Origin of the sequence: Nocardia sp. NPDC058518 (genome assembly GCF_042719655.1) — a bacterium.
Classification (GTDB): Bacteria; Actinomycetota; Actinomycetes; order Mycobacteriales; family Mycobacteriaceae; genus Nocardia.
This window is the reverse complement of record NZ_JBHXNJ010000009.1, coordinates 1-16,386: the sequence shown is the minus strand read 5'-3', so window position 1 is coordinate 16,386 and position 16,386 is coordinate 1. Positions and strand designations below refer to the sequence as shown.

Genomic DNA, 16,386 nt, shown 5'->3' with positions numbered 1-16,386 from the left:
GAACCCCTCTCCGGGTGTGACCCGGGCTCGGGACGGGGTGATCGGCGCCGACGGTGTCAGACCGGCGCGGATGGTGTCAGACCGGCGCGGATCGCGGCTTCGAGGAGGCCGAGGTCCGCGCCGAGTGCTGTGGCGACCTCGGTGGCGACCGCGATGTCCTTGCGCAGGAATTCGCCTGCGGTGGTGCGGAACTGGTCGACCGACCCCCGGCCGGCGATCCGGGTGATCGCATTACCGCTGCTGCTCGCGTGGGGCAGCGCGGCCAGTAGGGCAGGCTCGGACAGGCCGAGGACGGTGCCCAGCCGCACCGCGTCGGCGACGAGTCCGATCTGCGCCGCGAACAGGACATTGTTGACCAGCTTCACGCGCTGACCGTCGCCGATCCCACCGACGTGCAGGACCGGATCGGCATAGGCGCCGAGAATTTCGGTCGCGCGGTGAGCATCGGCGTCGGACCCACCGAGGAAGACGGTGAGTATGCCGGCGGCGATATCGTGTGGGCCGCCACTGACCGGTGCGTCGACCACGTCGATACCCCGCCGAGCTGCCGCGGTCCCGACGGTAGCGGCGGTCTCCGGGCTTCCGGTGGTGTGCAGGATGACGAGGGCGCCGGTGGGTAGATCGGCGAGAAGTGTTCCGTCCAGGCAGATCTCGCGCACTTGATCGTCACTGAACACACAGACGATCAGTGCCTCGGCGCCCAGGGCCGCCTCGGTGGTGGACAGTACGGGGGTAGCGCCGGCAGCGGCTACCCCGGCCTGCGCCTCGGCATTCCGTGCCAGGGCTCGTACCGTGTGCCCGGTATCGACGAGACGGACGATCATCGGCATACCCATCCGGCCGGCGCCCACGAAACCCACACGCATCCTGTGCTCTCTTCTCTGTAGGTGACAGTTTTCGCCGTTGGTGACAGTCGATCGGGCGGCAGGAGGCCGAAGAGGCTTCACCGGTGCCTCACACCGACAACGGGATTCGTTCGTTGTCCGCCGGATCGGTGGGCCGGCGCAACGCGCTTTCGGGGATCGGGGCGACTAGGTGAGCCGATCGATCACGGTGCAGCCCGAGGCGCAGTCGGCTGTTCGCCGGACCGGTGAGCCCGCGGATTCGTCAGTGGGGCAGCACCTGTCGCTCCCGATTCATCACCGCGAGGGCGGCATCGGCGGCGGCGAGCTCGATTCCGGGTGCCGCGTCCGCAGCGGAGGCCAGGTCGGCGAGCAGGCCGACATCCTTGCGTAGCAGATCGCCGGCGCGCACGGCCAGGCCGTCGAGGGTGCCGCCCGAGGCCACCACCCGGCCGAGCGCGAAGCTGTCGGCGGTGCCGTGGGTGATGACCTCCCCGAGCCGCGCGACATCGAGGCCGAGGTCGGCGCCGAGGCGCAGCGTGCCCTGTGCGGTCGCGAGGTTCGCGGTGAAAAGCAGGTTGTTGAGCAGCTTGGCGAACTGTCCGGCGCCCACGTCGCCCAGGTGCACGATCGGGTTCGCGTAGGTCGCGAACACCGGCCGGGCGGCCTCGACCGCGTCGCCGGGCCCACCCGCCATCACCAGCAACCGGCCATCGGCGGCGGCCGGCCCACCGCCGCTCACCGGTGCGTCGACGACCGAGACACCCTGGCGCGCGGCGATTTCCGACAATTCGCGGCAGGTGTCCGGATGCACGGTGGAGTGCACGGCCAGTACCGAGCCTGCGGACATACCCGCCAACACGCCGTGCTCACCGGTGACGACCTCGCGGACATCGGCGTCACCTACCACGCACACGCACACCAGATCAGCGGCCGCGCCCAGCGCAGCAGGGGAGTCGGCGGTACTCGCCGCGGTATCGGCGTAGGGCTCGAGCGAAGCCGACCGGCGCGCCCATAGCGTGGTCGGGTACCCGGCCTCGACGATGCGCCGCGCCATGGGCCCGCCCTGACTGCCCAATCCGATGAATCCGACGCGCATCAGCGCGCCTCCTCTCTGTCGACTTCCCTGCCGACGACGTGCGCCGGTGCCGGGCGATAGAACGCCGCGAGCAGGCCGATGGTCGCGGCGACACCGAGTCCGAGTGCGAGCAGTCCGCCCGCCCAGCCGGTGACGGCGATGTCGAAGGCGTGATCGAGGGAGACACGGCCTGGCCCGAGCGCACCCAGCGCGATCGCCGCCACGGCGAGCACCAGGATGTACTCGTAGCCCTCCTTGAACACGAAGAACCCGTTCTTCCGGTGCGCGAGCAGCCCGGCCACCAGCATGACGCCGACCACCGCGCCCGCGCCCAGTGGCGTGCCGAGTCCGAGCACCAGCAGCACGCCCGCGCCGATCTCGGTGACCACGCTGGCCCATGCCTGCAGCACACCGTTGCGCAGGCCGAGCCCGGTGAACCACCCGGCGGTACCGGCGATCTTTCCGCCGCCGAGCCAGTGGTTGACCCCGTGCGCGATCATGGTGGCGCCCACCACGACTCGCAGCAGGAGCAGGGCAGTATCGGTCGAGTCCATCGCATTCACCTCTCCGGCGGCACCGTGCCGCCGTCCAATTGTGTAGTGGGACCGGTGAACTCGCCGTGTTCGGCGGCCACCAGGCACTCCTCGGCGAAGGCGAGCAGACCCAGGTGATAGGCCGCGGCGGTGTTGCCGACACTGATGTTGTGCGCGGTGTTGGGCTGGCGGTTGAGCACGACCCGCGGCGCGGCGGTGAACAGCGCGCCCACCTCGGCCAGCGCGGCCACATCGTTGCACCAGACCCGCTCGTGATCACCCGCGGAGAAGCGCACGGGCACCCGGATTCCGGCGGCCAGCGCCGGGAAGACCTGCGTGGCCCAGTCGGCGACGGCCTCGGTCTCGGACGGTGGGGCGGGCACGGCGATCGAGGCGCCCCGGCGGGCGTCGGCGGGGTAGAGCCGCGGCGGATTCCAGATCAGGTCGCCGACGCCCGGCGGCCGCGGGGAATCGGGGCCGACGGTCCGCAGGATGCCCGCGCCGTCGGGGTGATAGCGGTAGCCGGTGCCGGCCAGCTCCACACCGAGCAGATCGCCGAACCGGGGATCGCCCGCCATCCGCATCGCCAGCTCCGCGCCGGCCGAATGGGCGGTGAGGAACACCCCGGCGCCGCGCGGACGATCGCGTAGGAAGGCCTCGACGGCCTCGAACATCAGGTCCACCCGGACCGCGGCCGGGATCAGCCGGTCGGCGTGGGGCGCGGAACTACCGTAGCCGGGGCGGTCCGGTGCGAGGACGGTGTAGCCGAGCCGGTGCGCGGCCCGCAGCAGCGACAGCTCCGGATGCCCCGGGCAGTCGAAGTAGGCCGAGGTCGTCGATCCGCCGTGCAGGGCGATCAGCACCGCGCGTGGCGCGGGCGACTCGGCGAACAGCGCGGACACCGCGATGCCGTCGACGTCGGTGACGACGGTCGCCGGTGCGTCGTCATCGACGGTATGGAGTTCGGATCGGGTGAGGGTCACATCGTCTCGCTTTCCTTCGCGCTCGTCACCCGGCGCGCAGCAACATCGCACCGCCGGGGGTGAGCCCGCCGCTGGACACCACCGCGACCCGGGCGCCGGGCACCTGTCGTGGTCCGGCATCGCCACGCAACTGCGCGATGGCCTCGTGGAGCAGACCCATGCCGTGGGTGCGGCCGTGGGAGAGCTGCCCGCCGTGGGTGTTCACCGGGATCAGCCCGTCGCGGGCGATGTTCTTGCCGCCGTCGAGGAAGTCCGCGGCCTCGCCGATTCCGCAGAACCCGAGTGCCTCGATCCAGGACAGGCAGTTGAAGGTGAAGCCGTCGTAGAGTTCGGCCACATCGACATCGCGGGGCCGCAGCTCGGTGCGTGTCCACAGGTGCGCGGCCGGGCCGAGGACCTGCGGTTCGTGGGTGAGGGTGCTCTGGTCCCATTCGATGCGCTCGACGATCTGGGTGCCGACCGCCTCGACGAACACCGGGGTGCTCGCCAGATCGCCGACGGTGTCGACCGCGGAGACGATCACCGCGACCGCGCCGTCGCACGGGACATCGCAGTCGTAGAGCCCGAACGGGCTGGTGACAGGGCGGGCCGCGAGATAGTCGTCCATCGTCATCGGGTCGCGGTAGACCGCGGTGGGGTCGAGTTCGGCGTTGGCGCGCTGATTGAGCGCGATCCAGCCCAGAGTCTCCCTGGTGGTGCCGTAGTCGTGGAAGTGGCGCTGCGCCTTCTGCGCGAGGGTGTGCGCCGCGGACGTGGCGCCGAAAGGGGCCAGCCAGCTGGCGGTGCGGCCGCCGCTCGGGGTGATCCGGCCCGCCTTCATGTGCTCGGCGAAGGTGGACTCCCAGACGGTGCGGAAGCACAGCACGTGCCGGGCCAGCCCGGCGGCCACCGCGGTCATCGCGGCGATCACCGAGCCACCGGGGCCGAAGGTTTCGATACCGCCGTTGTGCCAGGTCGGCCGGATGCCGAGCGCGGCTTCGAGCGCGGTCACCCCACCCTCGCCGAACCCGCCGAGATTGCCGCCGCCGGGATAGGACGACAACCCGTCGATATCGTCGAAGGTGAGTCCGGCGTCGGCGACCGCGCGCTCGCAGGCCGCCACGGTCAGCGACAGCGGCGGCACCATGAGCCTGCGGCCGATCTGCGACATCCCGATGCCGGTGAGCGCGACCCGGTCCTCGAACTTGTCGCTGCGCACCATCGGCCGGATGCGCGCGGCATAGGCGTCGGGGGCGATCTCGTCCACCGGCAGCGCGACCGGTTCGCCGGGGACCGGGCGGAACAGCGGCAGCCACACGTCACCGTCGGGCTGGAAGCTCACCTCGACCGGCATGCCGAGTTCGAGCGAATCCGGTTCGGCCGCCACGATATTGGTGGTCAGCCGGACCCGGGTGTCCTCGACCGGCGCGACGGTGGCCACCACGTACGGCGGGTCGAGGCCGGGGACGGCGAAGCGGTGATTCACCGTGAACGCGATCAGCGTCGCGCGACCGGAGAGCTCACGGACCCCGAGTTCGTGACCGCGGCAGTAGCGGCACACCGGCTGCGGCGGGTGCAGCAGGGCGGCGCAGGAGCGGCACTCCTGAACGCGCAGGACGCCGTCGGCGCCCGCGGTCCAGAAGAATTCGTTGTCCGGGCCGAGCTGCGGCAGCGGCCGCCCGGACGCGGGTGTGCTGTCCGCCGCCACAGGTTTCCTCCTCGATCAGATCTGCGCGTCGGCGCGATTCTGGGTGACCGGCTCGGCGAGCCGCTGTTCGTCGATGACCGTCTGCAGCTTCGCCAGGGTTTCGTCCAGGCCGGGACCGAGCCGCCGGCCCGGGGTGAAGGTGGCGGGCAGATGCCGCATCCCCTGGATCACCGCGATGGTGTCGTAGTGCACGGTCTCCTCGGCGACGGCCCGGTAGTCGGGCATCCGGTCCAGGACCGCGACCAGCATCCGCTTGAACACCGTGCGTGCCACATTGGAGCCGATGCAGCGGTGGATGCCGAGCCCGAAGCTGTAGTGCCGGTTGCCCTTCCGGTCGAGCACGACCTGCTCGGGGTCGGTGAACACGGCCGGGTCGCGATTGGCCATCGCCCACGACAACCACAGCCGGTCGCCCTCCCGGAAGGACGCGCCCGCCACCTCGCAATCGGCCGCGAGCGTGCGCCCGTCGCCCGGTGCCGGGGTGTAGTAGCGCAGGAACTCCTCGGTGGCCGGATCGAGCAGCGCCTCGCGGTCGCGGCTGAGCGAGGCGCGCTCGTCGGGATTGTCCGACAGCCATTCCAGGGCGTGCGCGGTGAGCGCGGTGGTGGTGTCGAACCCGCCGCCGATGAGCAGGCTGAGCATGCCCAGGATCTCCATGTCCGGCAACGGTTCCCCGTTGACCTGCGCCGTCGCGACCGCGTGGATCAGGCCGGGTCGCGGCGTCGCCCTGATCTCGGCCAGGTTGGTGAGTAGATCCAATCCCATGGTCCGGTGCATCTCCGCGATGCGGGGATAGTCCGGGGAATCCGGCGGGGTGTAGACCGCCGCGTGGACCGGTTCGTTGTAGATGGTCCACTTCGCCAGCGGCACACCGAGCATGCCGAGGGTGAGGACGGCGGGCACCACATTGGCCAGGTCGTCGACGAAATCGATCCGGCCGCTCTCGATGTGCTCATCGATCGCGGCGCGCACGACCTCGTCGACGAACGGCACCCACCGTCGCACGGCGGCGGGGGACAGGTACGGGTTCAATGCCGAACGCAGCTCCCGGTGCTCGGGTTCGTCCATCTCGAGGATGCCACCGCGGATCCCCCGCGCCCGGGGAGCGGGCGGGATGGAGATGCCGCGGTAGCCCGTGCGGACACCGTGCGGATCGTGGTCGTTGGACACGTGCGGGCAGCGCGCGAGTTCGAAGACCTCGCGGTTGCCCGCCGCGACCCAGTGCCCGTCGTAGGTGTCGGTCCAGGCGAGCGGGCACTCGCGCTGCATCGTCTCGGTGATGTCCTGGAACTCTTCGCGGTATTGCGGTGCGTACCGGTCGAAGTGGAACCGGGGTTGGTGGCGGGTGTCGTCGGCGGTCACTGCTCCGCCAGCGAGATGGCCCGCTCGGGGCACGAGTGCGCGGCTTCGCGCACCTGCTCCTGCTGATCGGCGGGCACCCGCTCCTCGACCGGGGAGGAGTGTCCGTCGATATCACTGAGTTCGAACGCCTTCGGCGCGATCATGGCGCACAGCGTGTGCCCCTGGCAGCGCTGCGCATCGACCTGGACCTTCACGATGAATCTTCCTCTCAGATGTGGTACTCGTACCACTTCAGGTAGCCGCCGCCGTCGACGCGCAGCTGCGTTCCGGTGATGAACCGCGACTCGTCCGACGCCAAGAACAGCACGGCGTCGCTGATGTCGCGGGTCTCGACGTAGGGGATCGGCATCGCCTGCTGGACACCGAAAGCCGGCTCGGCGTCCGCGCGGGTCGGGTGCTCGAGATCGGGGCGGAACGAGCGGTACATCGGCTCGCTCTGCAACATCGGGGTATCGCAGTTGGTCGGGTGGATCACGTTGGCGCGGATGCGCTGTGCCGCGATGTGCAGGGCCAGATGGTGCACGTACTCCGAGAGACCCCGCTTGGCGACGACGTAGGCGATGCCGCCCGGATCGCGGCCGGGCTGGTCCACCTTGGCGATGTCCATCAGCGCCGCGACCGAGCCGGTCGCGATGATGGAGGCGCCTTCGCGCAGATGCGGCAGCGCGGCCTGGATGGTGTTGATGACGCCGATCAGGTTGGTGTCGATGACATCGGACCAGGCCTGCCACTGCGGCGTGCCCTTCATCCCGGCGATGCCCGCCTGGGCGATCACGATGTCGAGGTGGCCGAATTCGGCTACGCCGTCGGCGATGACCGTCTTGAGGGCGGCGGCGTCGCGCACATCGACCTGCCTGGTCAGGATCCGGCGCCCGGCCTTCTCCACCAGTCGCGCCGTCTCCTCGAGGTCCTCGGGGCGCGAGAGCGCGTAGCCGATGGTGTCGATGTCGTGGCAGATGTCCACGGCGATGATGTCGGCGCCCTCTTCGGCCAGCCGGACCGCGTGACTACGGCCCTGGCCGCGTGCCGCTCCGGTGACGAAGGCGACTTTGCCTGCTACGCGTCCCATGGGAGTTCCTCTCGTTCGGGGTGTTCGATGCTCATGTGTTGCGTCCGCCGTTGACCCCGAAGATCTGCCCGGTGATGTAGGAGGCTTCCTCGGAGATCAGGAAGGCACACGCCGCGGCGATGTCGGCCGGCGTGCCGACCCGGCGGACGGGCGTGCGCTGGATGTGGTCCTCGACCGTGCCGCCGAGGCGCTGTGCCTGTTCGTTCTTGCGCAGCATGGGGGTGTCGATGAACCCGGGCGGCACCGCGTTGACGGTGATGCCGGACGGACCCAGTTCCAGCGCAAGGGCTTTGGTGAGGCCGTTGACCGCCGACTTGGCCGCGACATAGTGCGCCATGAACGGCTGGCCCGAGTGCGTGCTCGACGAGGAGATGTTGACGATGCGGCCCCAGCCCGCCTCGACCATGTCCGGCAGCACGGCCTGAATGGTGTGGAAGACGCCGTGCAGGTTCACATCGATCACCCGCTGCCACTCCGCGAACGACAGCTTCCCGAAACGTTTGAAGCCGTCGAGCCCTGCCGAGTTCACCAGCACCGCGACCGGGCCGAACTTCGTGCGGACCGCGTCCAGCGCGGCCGCGATCTGTTCCGGATCGGTGACATCGGCCTGGAAGGCGTAGTCGTCGTCGGCCGACGGGTTCAGGTCGAGGGTGGCGACGTGGAATCCGTCGCCGCGCAACCGCTCGGCGATGCCGAGCCCGATGCCGGACGCGCCCCCGGTGACCACCGCTGTTTTCACAAGAATCTCCCTTCCGGATGTGAGAACCGTACTCTCGCCTCGATTCGATTAGCAAGGGCTGCGGCCGAATTCGGGCACCCGATGATGATGTGGACGAAATGTGCCGATTCGCTCGCCGATCCCTGCTACCGTCCCGCTTGTTGCATGTAGCATTCTCACTTGAGAGAATGTGATTTCCACGGGACATGGGTCCCAGCTAGGAGGCGGGATGTCAACGCAGGAAGTGGCGGGCACGGTGACACGTCGATTGCTCGTCGACGGGCAGTTGCGCGAAACCGGGCAGACGCTCGCTTCGCTCGATCCCGCGACCGGCGAGGTGTACGGGTACGCGCCCGAAGCCGGGGTGGCCGACGTGGACGACGCCGTCGCCGCCGCGCGCCGCGCGTTCGACGAGACCACCTGGGCGACCAATCCCCGGTTCCGCGCGCGCTGCCTGCGCCAGCTCTACCGCGCACTGCGCGACAACGTGGAGGAACTGCGCGCGCTGACGATCGCCGAGGTCGGCGCGACGCGCGCGCTGACCGCGGGCAATCAGCTCGAGACCCCGTTCGAGATCGTGCGCTACTACACCGATCTGCTCGACAGCTACGCCTGGACCGAGGACCTCGGCAATGTCGAGATCCGCGGGCAGCAGCATCACCGGTGGGTGGAGAAGGAAGCGGCAGGCGTGGTCGCCGCGATCGCCGCCTACAACTATCCGCATCAGCTCGCCCTGGCCAAGCTCGCGCCCGCGCTGGCCGCCGGCTGCACGGTGGTGCTCAAGGGCGCGCCGGACACCCCGCTGGCCACGCTGGCGCTGGGCGAGCTCATCGCCGAGCACACCGAGATCCCGGCCGGGGTGGTGAACGTCCTCGCGTCCTCCGACATCGAGGTGGGCAAGCGGATGACCACGCATCCGGACGTGGATGTGGTCACCTTCACCGGGTCGACGCCGGTGGGACGCCAGATCATGGCGGCCGCGAGCGCCACCCTCAAGAAGGTGTTCCTCGAGCTGGGCGGCAAGTCGGCGATGATCCTGCTCGACGACGCCGACTACACCCAGGCGGCGGTGTTCGCGGCGTTCAGCGTCGTCACCCACGCCGGGCAGGGCTGCGCGCTCACCACCCGGCTGCTGGTGCCCGCCGCCGATCACGACCGGGTCGCCGAGCTGGTCGCGGCCAACTTCGCCCATGTGCGCCACGGTGATCCGAACGAACCGACCACCTACATGGGACCGCTGATCAGCGCCACCCAGCGCGACAAGGTGCACGCGATGGTCGAGCGCGCGGTCGCCGCGGGCGCCACCCTGGTCACCGGAGGGAAGAAGCTGGATCCCGGCTTCTTCTACGCACCGACCCTGCTGGCGAATGTCGACCCCGACAGCGAGATCGCCCAGGAGGAGGTGTTCGGCCCGGTGCTGGCGCTGATTCCGTACTCCGACGACGACGAGGCGGTCCGCATCGCCAACAACTCGATCTACGGGCTGTCCGGCGCGGTCTTCAGCGCCGACGCCGACCGGGCCAAGGCGGTGGCGCGACGGGTGCGCACCGGCACCTTCAGCATCAACGGCGGCAACTACTTCCACCCCGACGCGCCGTTCGGCGGCTACAAGCAATCCGGTATCGGCCGGGAGATGGGCGTGGCCGGGTTCGAGGAGTTCCTCGAGCACAAGACCCTCGCGGAAGTCCTCGCGTGAGCGGGCCGCTCACGGGCATCACCGTGCTCGAGGTCGCGATGTACGGGTTCGTGCCGTCGGCCGGGGCCGTGCTGTCGGACTGGGGCGCCGATGTGGTGAAGGTGGAGCACGCCAGCGGGGGCGATCCGCAGCGCGGGTTGCGCCGGGTGGGTGCCTTCACCGTTGAGGGCGACCCGAATCCCAATGTGGAGCACGCGAATCGGGGCAAGCGCAGTATCGGCGTCGACATGTCCGTGCCGGAGGGCCGCGAGGTGATCACGGCGCTGGCGAAGAACGCCGATGTGTTCCTCACCAGCTTCCTGCCGTCCGCGCGGACCAAGTTCGGCATCGACGTCGACGACATCCGCGCGGTCAACCCGGACATCGTCTACGCCAGGGGCAGCGCGCTCGGTCCCCGCGGTACCGAGGCCGTCCGCGGCGGGTACGACATGACCGCCTTCTGGTGCCGCGGCGGGATCGCCGCGACCATCACCCCGGAGGGCACCGAAGGGCTGATCCAGCCGCCAGGCCCGGCCTTCGGCGACACCATCTCGGGCACCAACCTGGCAGGCGGTATCGCCGCCGCGCTGCTCAAACGCGAACGCACCGGCGAGACCTCGGTGGTCGACGTGTCGCTGCTCGGCAGCGGGCTGTGGGCACTCGGGCACACGATCGCGCTGTCGGCCTCTCAGCAGCAGCCGATGCGCGCGCCGCGACCGGGTGTGCACGGCGCGCCGACCAATCCGCTCTCCGGCCTCTACGCCACCTCCGACGATCGCTACCTGTCGTTCGTCATGTTGCAGCCCGCCAAGTTCTGGGCCGACGTGTGCCGCCACGTCGACCGGCCCGAGCTGGCCGAGGATCCCCGCTTCGCCGACGCCGCGTCGATCGCGGAGCACACCGCCGAGGCGGTGGCGATCCTGCGCGAGGTGATCGGCGGGCGCACCCTCGCCGAGTGGACCGAACGGTTCGCCACGCTGGCGGGTCCGTGGGCGCCGGTACAGGATTCGGTCCAGCTGCTCGCCGACGCCCAGATCAGGGCGAACGACTATCTGCTGCCCGCGGGCGAGCTCGAGCTGGTCTCCAGCCCGGTGCAGTTCGACGTGGCGCCGCCTCAGCTGCGGCCAGGACCGGAGTTCGCCGCGCAGACCGAGGAGATCCTGCTCGAACTGGGGCTCGACTGGGATCGCATCATCACGCTCAAGACCGCGGGCGCGGTCACCTAGTCGTCCGGAAGGAATCGATATGCCGAACGTCGCGTCGATGGGGACGTATCTACCCTGCTGGGGGGACCGGCATCATCGTGTCGCCGGGGACGACGAGGACGCGGTCACCCTCGCGGTGGAAGCGGGCCGGGCCGCGCTCGCCGGTGGCGAACCGGTGGAACGGGTGGTGCTGGTCAGCCGCGAGCTGCCGCTGGTGGAGAGCAGCAATACCGCGGTGCTGCTGGCGGGGCTCGGTCTCGATCCCGAGCTCGAGGTGACCGAGCGGCTGGGTGGCGCCCCGGCCACCCTGGACGCGCTGAGTTCGGCCCGGCCGCGCACGCTGGTGATCGGCGTGGATCTCGAGCCCGCCGGTGCGGCCGCCGCGTGGATCTCCGACCGCAACGGTGTGCAGGTGCGCACCACGGCCAGGGTCGCGCGCAGTCTGCCGGTGCGGACCCGCCACGCCGACGGTGTCCACGACTACGGCGATCCCCGGCTGCTGCGCGAGCGCGGGTTGGTGGCGTCGCTGTCAGCGGCCTGGCTCGACACCCCGGTCGCGGTCGCCGGAGTGGAGTACAAGCAGGCGGCCGCCCTGTGCGGGACGCCGCCCCAGCTGCCGACCACGGGCGCGTCGTCGGCGCTGTTCGCGCTGGCCGCGATGGCGGAACGGGATGCCGCGGGGCTGCTGGTGGGGGTGGAGCAGGCGAGCCTGTCCGGTGTCACGGTGGTGCCCGGCCCGCTGGCGCTGCGGCGGCTCGAGCCGCCCGCGCGCCCGCAACTGGAGGGCGTCATCGAACCAGGGACGGACCTGCCGCTCTCGCTGGCCGCCTACGAGCGCGCCTTCGAAGCCAAGGTGCGCTGGGAGGCGGGCAGACACGAGGGCACCGACGAGCTGGACTTCCCGCCCCGCTATCGGCTGGGCGCGGACGGCAGCCTCGCCACCGCCTACACCCTGGTGCCGTTGCCGCGCACCGGCACCGTCTATACCGCGACCACCGTGCGCATGCCCGTGCCCGGTCAGAAGAGCCCGTACACGCTGGTGGTCGTCGAACTCGACGACATCGGCGTGCGCGCGCTGGCGAAGGTGACCGGCGCCGACGCAGGCACCGCCGGGATCGGGGTGCGGGGCCGAATGGTGTTGCGCCGGGTGGCGATACGTTCGGGCGTCCCGGACTACGGATACGCGTTCGAGCCGGAAAGGGAAACGGTATGAGAAGAGTCGCCGTCGTCGGCGCGGGGATGACCCCGTTCGCCGAACACTTCGCCTTCGGTCTGAGCGATCTGCTGCCGATGGCCTTCGCCGAATGCGCAGCCTCCGTCGACAAGGGCTTGCGCATCGACGACATCGAGGCCGCGTGGTTCGGCGCGCTGCGGACCACCGACGGGTTCCCGTCCGGGATCCTCGCCGAAGCGCTCGGCCTGCCCGACCTGCCGGTGACCCACATCGAGAACTCGTGCGCCACCGGCAACGACGCGGTACGAAATGCCTTGTACGCCATCGCTTCCGGTGCGGTGGACGTCGCGCTGGTGATCGGCGCGGACAAGCTGCGCGAGACTGCGGAGAAGGACATGCTCCGCGAATGGGAGTCGATGACCAGGCATCGCGCCTGGGACTACGAGCTGGGCCTGTTCGCACCCGCGGGCTTCGCCCTGCACGTGAGTCGCTACCTGCACGAGTCACCGGCCACCCGCGAGCACCTGGCCATGGTGGCGGTGAAGAACCACCGGCACGGTGCGCGGAATCCGAAGGTGCGCTTGCCTTTCGAGATCACCATGGAGCAGGCGCTGCAGGCGCCGATCGTGGCCGACCCGTTCGGGGTGTACGACTGCGCGCCGCAGAGCGACGGTGCCGCGGCGCTGGTGCTCGTCGCCGAGGACGTGGTCGACCGCTACACCGACGCGCCGGTGTGGGTGCGCGGGGTCGGGCTGGGGCTGGACTCGATCATGGTGCAGCACAGGGCGGATCTCACCACCTTCCCGGCGACCCTGCGGGCGGCCCGCCGCGCGTTCGCCATGGCCGGTCTCGGCCCGGCCGACATCGATGTGGCCGAGGTACACGACTACTTCACCGGCATCGAGCTGATGAGTTACGAGGATCTCGGCTTCGCCGAGAAATTCGAGGCACACAAGCTCCTCGAGACCGGAGCGACCTCGGTCGGCGGTGCGCTGCCGGTCAATCCCAGCGGTGGTCTCAAAACCAAGGGGCACCCGCCCGGCGCCACCGGCATCGCCCAGTGCGTCGAGCTGTTCGAGCAATTGCGCGGTAGCGCGGTGAACCAGGTCGACGGCGCGCGTTTCGGGTTGGCGCACAACCTGGGTGGGCCGACCGCGGTCGCCGCGGTGACGATTCTCGAGGGCCCTGCCCGCTGAGTCCGGCGCGACACACGAGAGCCCGGCCCCCGAACGGGGACCGGGCTCTCGTGGTGGTCAGAGGGAATGCCAGACCGTGAGCCGGGTGCGGGCGGAGTCGGCCGCCGCCGTCACGGTCATCCGGCCGTCCGCGGCGCGGGCACCGAGTTCGGCGAGCACGGTGGACGGTTCGCCGTCGAGCACGAACACCGACAGGTAGCGGGCCTCCTCCGGTCCGCCCCTGGCCAGTTTGTGCCGCTCACACGACACCACACCGGGGATGGTGAGCATCTCCGGGATGTGCACGTCGGTGTACCAGCGGTTGTACTCGTCGTCCATCCCGTCGTGCGGGGTGGCGAATACCATCAGTCGAGCTGTCATGGCAGTCCTCAGCCGTGCAGGCGGGTGTAGGCGGCCGCGTAGTCGGCGCGCGAGCGGGTGGAGACATCCACGTCGGTGGCGGTGGCGCGCAGCGCGCCCACGGTGGCCCGCTCGCGCGGGATGTGCCCGAACGGATTCCAGTTGAAGTGCCGACAGGCGTTCTCCCAGGTGATCTTGTGGATGTCGTCGTCGTCGGCACCCGCGGCCAGGAGTTCCTCGAGCACGAACTCCGGCGCGTTGGGCCAGATCGAATCCGAGTGCGGGTAGTCGCATTCCCACGCGATGTTGTCGATGCCGATGTCGTGGCGGAACTTCAGCGCGGTCCGGTCGGTGACGTAGCAGGCGAGCACGTGCTCGCGGAAGACGTCGCTGGGCATCTTGCCGCCGAAGTCGCGGCGCAGCCAGCGCTGGTTGGTGTAGTGCCGGTCCGAGCGGTCGAGGAAGAACGGGATCCAGCCGACACCGCCCTCGGACAGCGCGACCTTCAGCTTCGGGAACTGCCGGAAAGCCGGTCCCCACAGCAGATCCTGGGCCGCGATCAGCGAAATACTCGGCGCCAGCACCATGAGGTTGTCGATCGGTGCGTCCGGGGCAAGGCGCAGCACGCCGAAGCCCTGGCCGATGTGCAGGTTCATCACTGTGTCGTTGTCCTGCAGCGCATGGAACACCGGCGCCCAGTAGTCGATGTCGTGATAGCTGGGCAGGCCGTCGATATGCGGCAGTTCGGGCATGGTCACCGAGTGGCAGCCGCGGGCGGCGAGGCGTTCGATCTCGGCGACCGCCAGCTGCGGATCCCACATGGGCAGAATGCCGATCGGGATGAAGCGGCCGGGATAGGCGCCCGCCCAGTCCTCGAGGTGCCAGTCGTTGTAGGCCGAGATCATCGCGACGGTGATCTCGTCCTGGCCGCCGCGGCTCAGATGTCCCGCGCTGAAACCGGTGAAGGTGGGAAAGCACATGGAGGTGAGCACGCCGTTGGCGTCCATGTCGCGCACGCGGTCGTGCACGTTGTAGACGGCGGGGCGCATCTCCGCGTACCCGGCCGGGTCGCGGCCCCACTCCTCGGCGGGCCAGGTGACCACGGCGTTGAGCCCGGCGACGCCGGTCGGCCGGTCCCGGTAGATCCAGTGGTCGATGCCTTTCTCGTCGGCGACCACCCGCGGTGCGTAATCGGCCCATTTGCGGGGGACGTGGTGGTCGAACATATCGAGTGGCTCGACCACGTGGTCGTCGATGCTCACGAGTATCAGGTCGTCGGTGTTCACGGGACTCCTCGCTCTGTCAGGTGCTGCGCTGGGATCGCACGATCGAAACAGGCGACCCACCTAGCGAGAATGAAATTCTCGCAATTGGAAAATCATACCGCACGAGAACGGTGATCGGACTGAAGGTAGGGAGGATCGGTGGGCCGATAATGGCCTGTTTCCGGCACTGATGGGTAACATGGCCGAAAAGAATGACATTCTCACCTGGAGGGCGCATGACGGCTCGTCGGTATCTGTCCGGAGCGGGTTCGGTGCCGCTCGACCCACCTACCTCGGTCGTCTGGGAACTCGCCACCCGTCGCGACGACCCCGCCCGGCGTCGGCCGGTGGTGCCCGGCGATCATCTGCTCGGCACCACCGCCTGCTTCGAGCTGATCGATGATCTCGCCCGGATCGGGGTGGACGCGGTGGAGATCGGCGGCGGCGAACCCACCGAGCGCGCCGACTTCTGGGCGATCGTGGACCGCGTGCGCGAGCGGGGGATGAGCCTGGCCTTCGACACCGACGGCACCGGGATCACCCCGGCGGTGGCCCGGCGCCTGGCCGGCGACCACCGGCTCACCGCCCGGATCCGCCTGTCCGCGGCCACTTCGGCCGCCGACGACGTAGTGCGTGGCGCCGGTGCGTACCGCGCGAGTGTGCGCGCCATGGAACTGCTCGCCTCAACCGGCGACTACGAGTTCGAGGTCACCGCACCCCTCACCCGGCACACGGCCGATCACCTCGACGCGCTGGCCGGTGTCGCCGACCTGTTCGGTGCCCGACTCCGGCTGACCGGCGACCGCCCCACCGACTCGGCCCCCGATGCCGGACAACGCCGCGCACTGGCGGCCTGGCTGCGCGCCCACGGCGGCGAGATCCGCCTCGGCCCGCACCTCACCGGCGACCTCGCCGAGACCTGCGGCGCGGGCATCGACACCTGCCGCATCGATGCGACCGGCCTGGTGTTCGCCTGCCCGGTGCCCCGCCCGGCACCACCGGTCGGCACCATCCGGGCCAAGGGCGGCTTCGCCGCACTCTGGCAACAGGCACCCTTGCTCGCCCACGCCCGCACCGGCGGCTGCCCGGCCGCACCCGCGGTCGCGCGCGGCGCCTGAGCGGTCCGGTCATGTTGTTCGCGGCCGCTTAGCGGCACCGAATCGACGCCCGCCCCCCGCGCCCCACGGGGCGCGCGCGGGCGGGGGGGGTGGGGTAGCGGCGATTGTGAGGTGAGCAGGTGCGTGAAAACCCGGCTCATAT

16 protein-coding genes are annotated in these 16,386 nt (G+C 70.0%); 5 read left to right on the top strand and 11 right to left on the bottom strand.

Annotated elements, in window-relative coordinates:
* Nucleotides 1–56: 56 nt before the first annotated feature.
* The 9 genes from ACFWPX_RS17455 to ACFWPX_RS17415 form a co-directional block, all read right to left on the bottom strand.
* Entirely contained in the window at nucleotides 57–866 is an 810-nt protein-coding gene (locus ACFWPX_RS17455) for an NAD(P)-dependent oxidoreductase (protein ID WP_378928245.1), read from the bottom strand.
* Between the two features lie 241 nt (nucleotides 867–1,107).
* Nucleotides 1,108–1,941, bottom strand: coding sequence for an NAD(P)-dependent oxidoreductase (locus ACFWPX_RS17450; RefSeq protein WP_378928244.1), 834 nt, complete (start codon nucleotides 1,939–1,941; stop codon nucleotides 1,108–1,110).
* Nucleotides 1,941–2,474: a DoxX family protein gene (locus tag ACFWPX_RS17445; RefSeq protein ID WP_378928243.1), complete on the bottom strand. Its 534-nt coding sequence runs from the start codon at nucleotides 2,472–2,474 to the stop codon at nucleotides 1,941–1,943. The genes ACFWPX_RS17450 and ACFWPX_RS17445 overlap by 1 nt, the downstream gene beginning before the upstream one ends.
* A 5-nt stretch (nucleotides 2,475–2,479) precedes the next feature.
* Entirely contained in the window at nucleotides 2,480–3,436 is a 957-nt protein-coding gene (locus tag ACFWPX_RS17440; RefSeq protein ID WP_378928242.1) for an alpha/beta hydrolase, read from the bottom strand.
* Nucleotides 3,437–3,461: 25 nt separating this feature from the next.
* Nucleotides 3,462–5,123 carry an OB-fold domain-containing protein gene (locus tag ACFWPX_RS17435; protein WP_378928241.1) on the bottom strand — a complete coding sequence of 554 codons (1,662 nt, stop codon included), beginning with the start codon at nucleotides 5,121–5,123 and terminating at the stop codon, nucleotides 3,462–3,464.
* Between the two features lie 15 nt (nucleotides 5,124–5,138).
* Nucleotides 5,139–6,485 (bottom strand): cytochrome P450, encoded by a 1,347-nt coding sequence (locus ACFWPX_RS17430; RefSeq protein WP_378928240.1) that lies wholly within the window; start codon nucleotides 6,483–6,485, stop codon nucleotides 5,139–5,141.
* The gene (locus ACFWPX_RS17425) at nucleotides 6,482–6,679 is read right to left on the bottom strand and encodes a ferredoxin (RefSeq protein WP_378928239.1); all 198 of its coding nucleotides are present in this window, start codon (nucleotides 6,677–6,679) and stop codon (nucleotides 6,482–6,484) included. The genes ACFWPX_RS17430 and ACFWPX_RS17425 overlap by 4 nt, the downstream gene beginning before the upstream one ends.
* Before the next feature lie 14 nt (nucleotides 6,680–6,693).
* A complete protein-coding gene (locus ACFWPX_RS17420) occupies nucleotides 6,694–7,554 on the bottom strand; it encodes a mycofactocin-coupled SDR family oxidoreductase (protein ID WP_378928238.1) in 861 nt (286 codons plus the stop codon).
* A gap of 31 nt (nucleotides 7,555–7,585) precedes the next feature.
* Complete coding sequence (locus tag ACFWPX_RS17415; protein ID WP_378928237.1) at nucleotides 7,586–8,293, bottom strand: SDR family NAD(P)-dependent oxidoreductase; 708 nt, start codon at nucleotides 8,291–8,293, stop codon at nucleotides 7,586–7,588.
* A 208-nt stretch (nucleotides 8,294–8,501) separates the two neighbouring features.
* On the opposite strand from ACFWPX_RS17415, the gene ACFWPX_RS17410 reads away from it, so the two are divergent.
* Genes ACFWPX_RS17410 through ACFWPX_RS17395 form a run of 4 tightly spaced genes read left to right on the top strand, consistent with a single transcriptional unit; the run spans nucleotide 8,502 to nucleotide 13,522 of the window.
* Complete coding sequence (locus ACFWPX_RS17410; RefSeq protein WP_378928236.1) at nucleotides 8,502–9,968, top strand: aldehyde dehydrogenase family protein; 1,467 nt, start codon at nucleotides 8,502–8,504, stop codon at nucleotides 9,966–9,968.
* Nucleotides 9,965–11,173 carry a CaiB/BaiF CoA transferase family protein gene (locus ACFWPX_RS17405; protein ID WP_378928235.1) on the top strand — a complete coding sequence of 403 codons (1,209 nt, stop codon included), beginning with the start codon at nucleotides 9,965–9,967 and terminating at the stop codon, nucleotides 11,171–11,173. The genes ACFWPX_RS17410 and ACFWPX_RS17405 overlap by 4 nt, the downstream gene beginning before the upstream one ends.
* A gap of 19 nt (nucleotides 11,174–11,192) precedes the next feature.
* A complete protein-coding gene (locus ACFWPX_RS17400) occupies nucleotides 11,193–12,365 on the top strand; it encodes an OB-fold domain-containing protein (protein WP_378928234.1) in 1,173 nt (390 codons plus the stop codon).
* Entirely contained in the window at nucleotides 12,362–13,522 is a 1,161-nt protein-coding gene (locus ACFWPX_RS17395; protein ID WP_378928233.1) for a thiolase family protein, read from the top strand. The genes ACFWPX_RS17400 and ACFWPX_RS17395 overlap by 4 nt, the downstream gene beginning before the upstream one ends.
* Before the next feature lie 57 nt (nucleotides 13,523–13,579).
* On the opposite strand, the gene ACFWPX_RS17390 is transcribed toward ACFWPX_RS17395, so the two are convergent.
* Both ACFWPX_RS17390 and ACFWPX_RS17385 read right to left on the bottom strand, forming a co-directional pair.
* The gene (locus ACFWPX_RS17390; protein ID WP_378928232.1) at nucleotides 13,580–13,882 is read right to left on the bottom strand and encodes a hypothetical protein; all 303 of its coding nucleotides are present in this window, start codon (nucleotides 13,880–13,882) and stop codon (nucleotides 13,580–13,582) included.
* 8 nt (nucleotides 13,883–13,890) lie between these two features.
* Nucleotides 13,891–15,147 (bottom strand): amidohydrolase family protein, encoded by a 1,257-nt coding sequence (locus ACFWPX_RS17385; RefSeq protein ID WP_378928231.1) that lies wholly within the window; start codon nucleotides 15,145–15,147, stop codon nucleotides 13,891–13,893.
* A gap of 215 nt (nucleotides 15,148–15,362) precedes the next feature.
* Here ACFWPX_RS17385 and ACFWPX_RS17380 point away from each other — a divergent pair, with 215 nt between their 5' ends.
* Nucleotides 15,363–16,244, top strand: coding sequence for a radical SAM protein (locus tag ACFWPX_RS17380; RefSeq protein WP_378928230.1), 882 nt, complete (start codon nucleotides 15,363–15,365; stop codon nucleotides 16,242–16,244).
* The last annotated feature ends 142 nt before the right edge of the window (nucleotides 16,245–16,386 follow it).

What these genes read in the sequence shown, in the direction of transcription:
- ACFWPX_RS17455 (WP_378928245.1), bottom strand. Translation starts at nt 866, where the DNA reads ATGCGTGTGGGTTTCGTGGGCGCCGGCCGGATGGGTATGCCGATGATC.
- ACFWPX_RS17450 (WP_378928244.1), bottom strand. Translation starts at nt 1,941, where the DNA reads ATGCGCGTCGGATTCATCGGATTGGGCAGTCAGGGCGGGCCCATGGCG.
- ACFWPX_RS17445 (WP_378928243.1), bottom strand. Translation starts at nt 2,474, where the DNA reads ATGGACTCGACCGATACTGCCCTGCTCCTGCTGCGAGTCGTGGTGGGC.
- ACFWPX_RS17420 (WP_378928238.1), bottom strand. Translation starts at nt 7,554, where the DNA reads ATGGGACGCGTAGCAGGCAAAGTCGCCTTCGTCACCGGAGCGGCACGC.
- ACFWPX_RS17410 (WP_378928236.1), top strand. Translation starts at nt 8,502, where the DNA reads ATGTCAACGCAGGAAGTGGCGGGCACGGTGACACGTCGATTGCTCGTC.
- ACFWPX_RS17400 (WP_378928234.1), top strand. Translation starts at nt 11,193, where the DNA reads ATGCCGAACGTCGCGTCGATGGGGACGTATCTACCCTGCTGGGGGGAC.
- ACFWPX_RS17395 (WP_378928233.1), top strand. Translation starts at nt 12,362, where the DNA reads ATGAGAAGAGTCGCCGTCGTCGGCGCGGGGATGACCCCGTTCGCCGAA.
- ACFWPX_RS17390 (WP_378928232.1), bottom strand. Translation starts at nt 13,882, where the DNA reads ATGACAGCTCGACTGATGGTATTCGCCACCCCGCACGACGGGATGGAC.
- ACFWPX_RS17380 (WP_378928230.1), top strand. Translation starts at nt 15,363, where the DNA reads ATGACGGCTCGTCGGTATCTGTCCGGAGCGGGTTCGGTGCCGCTCGAC.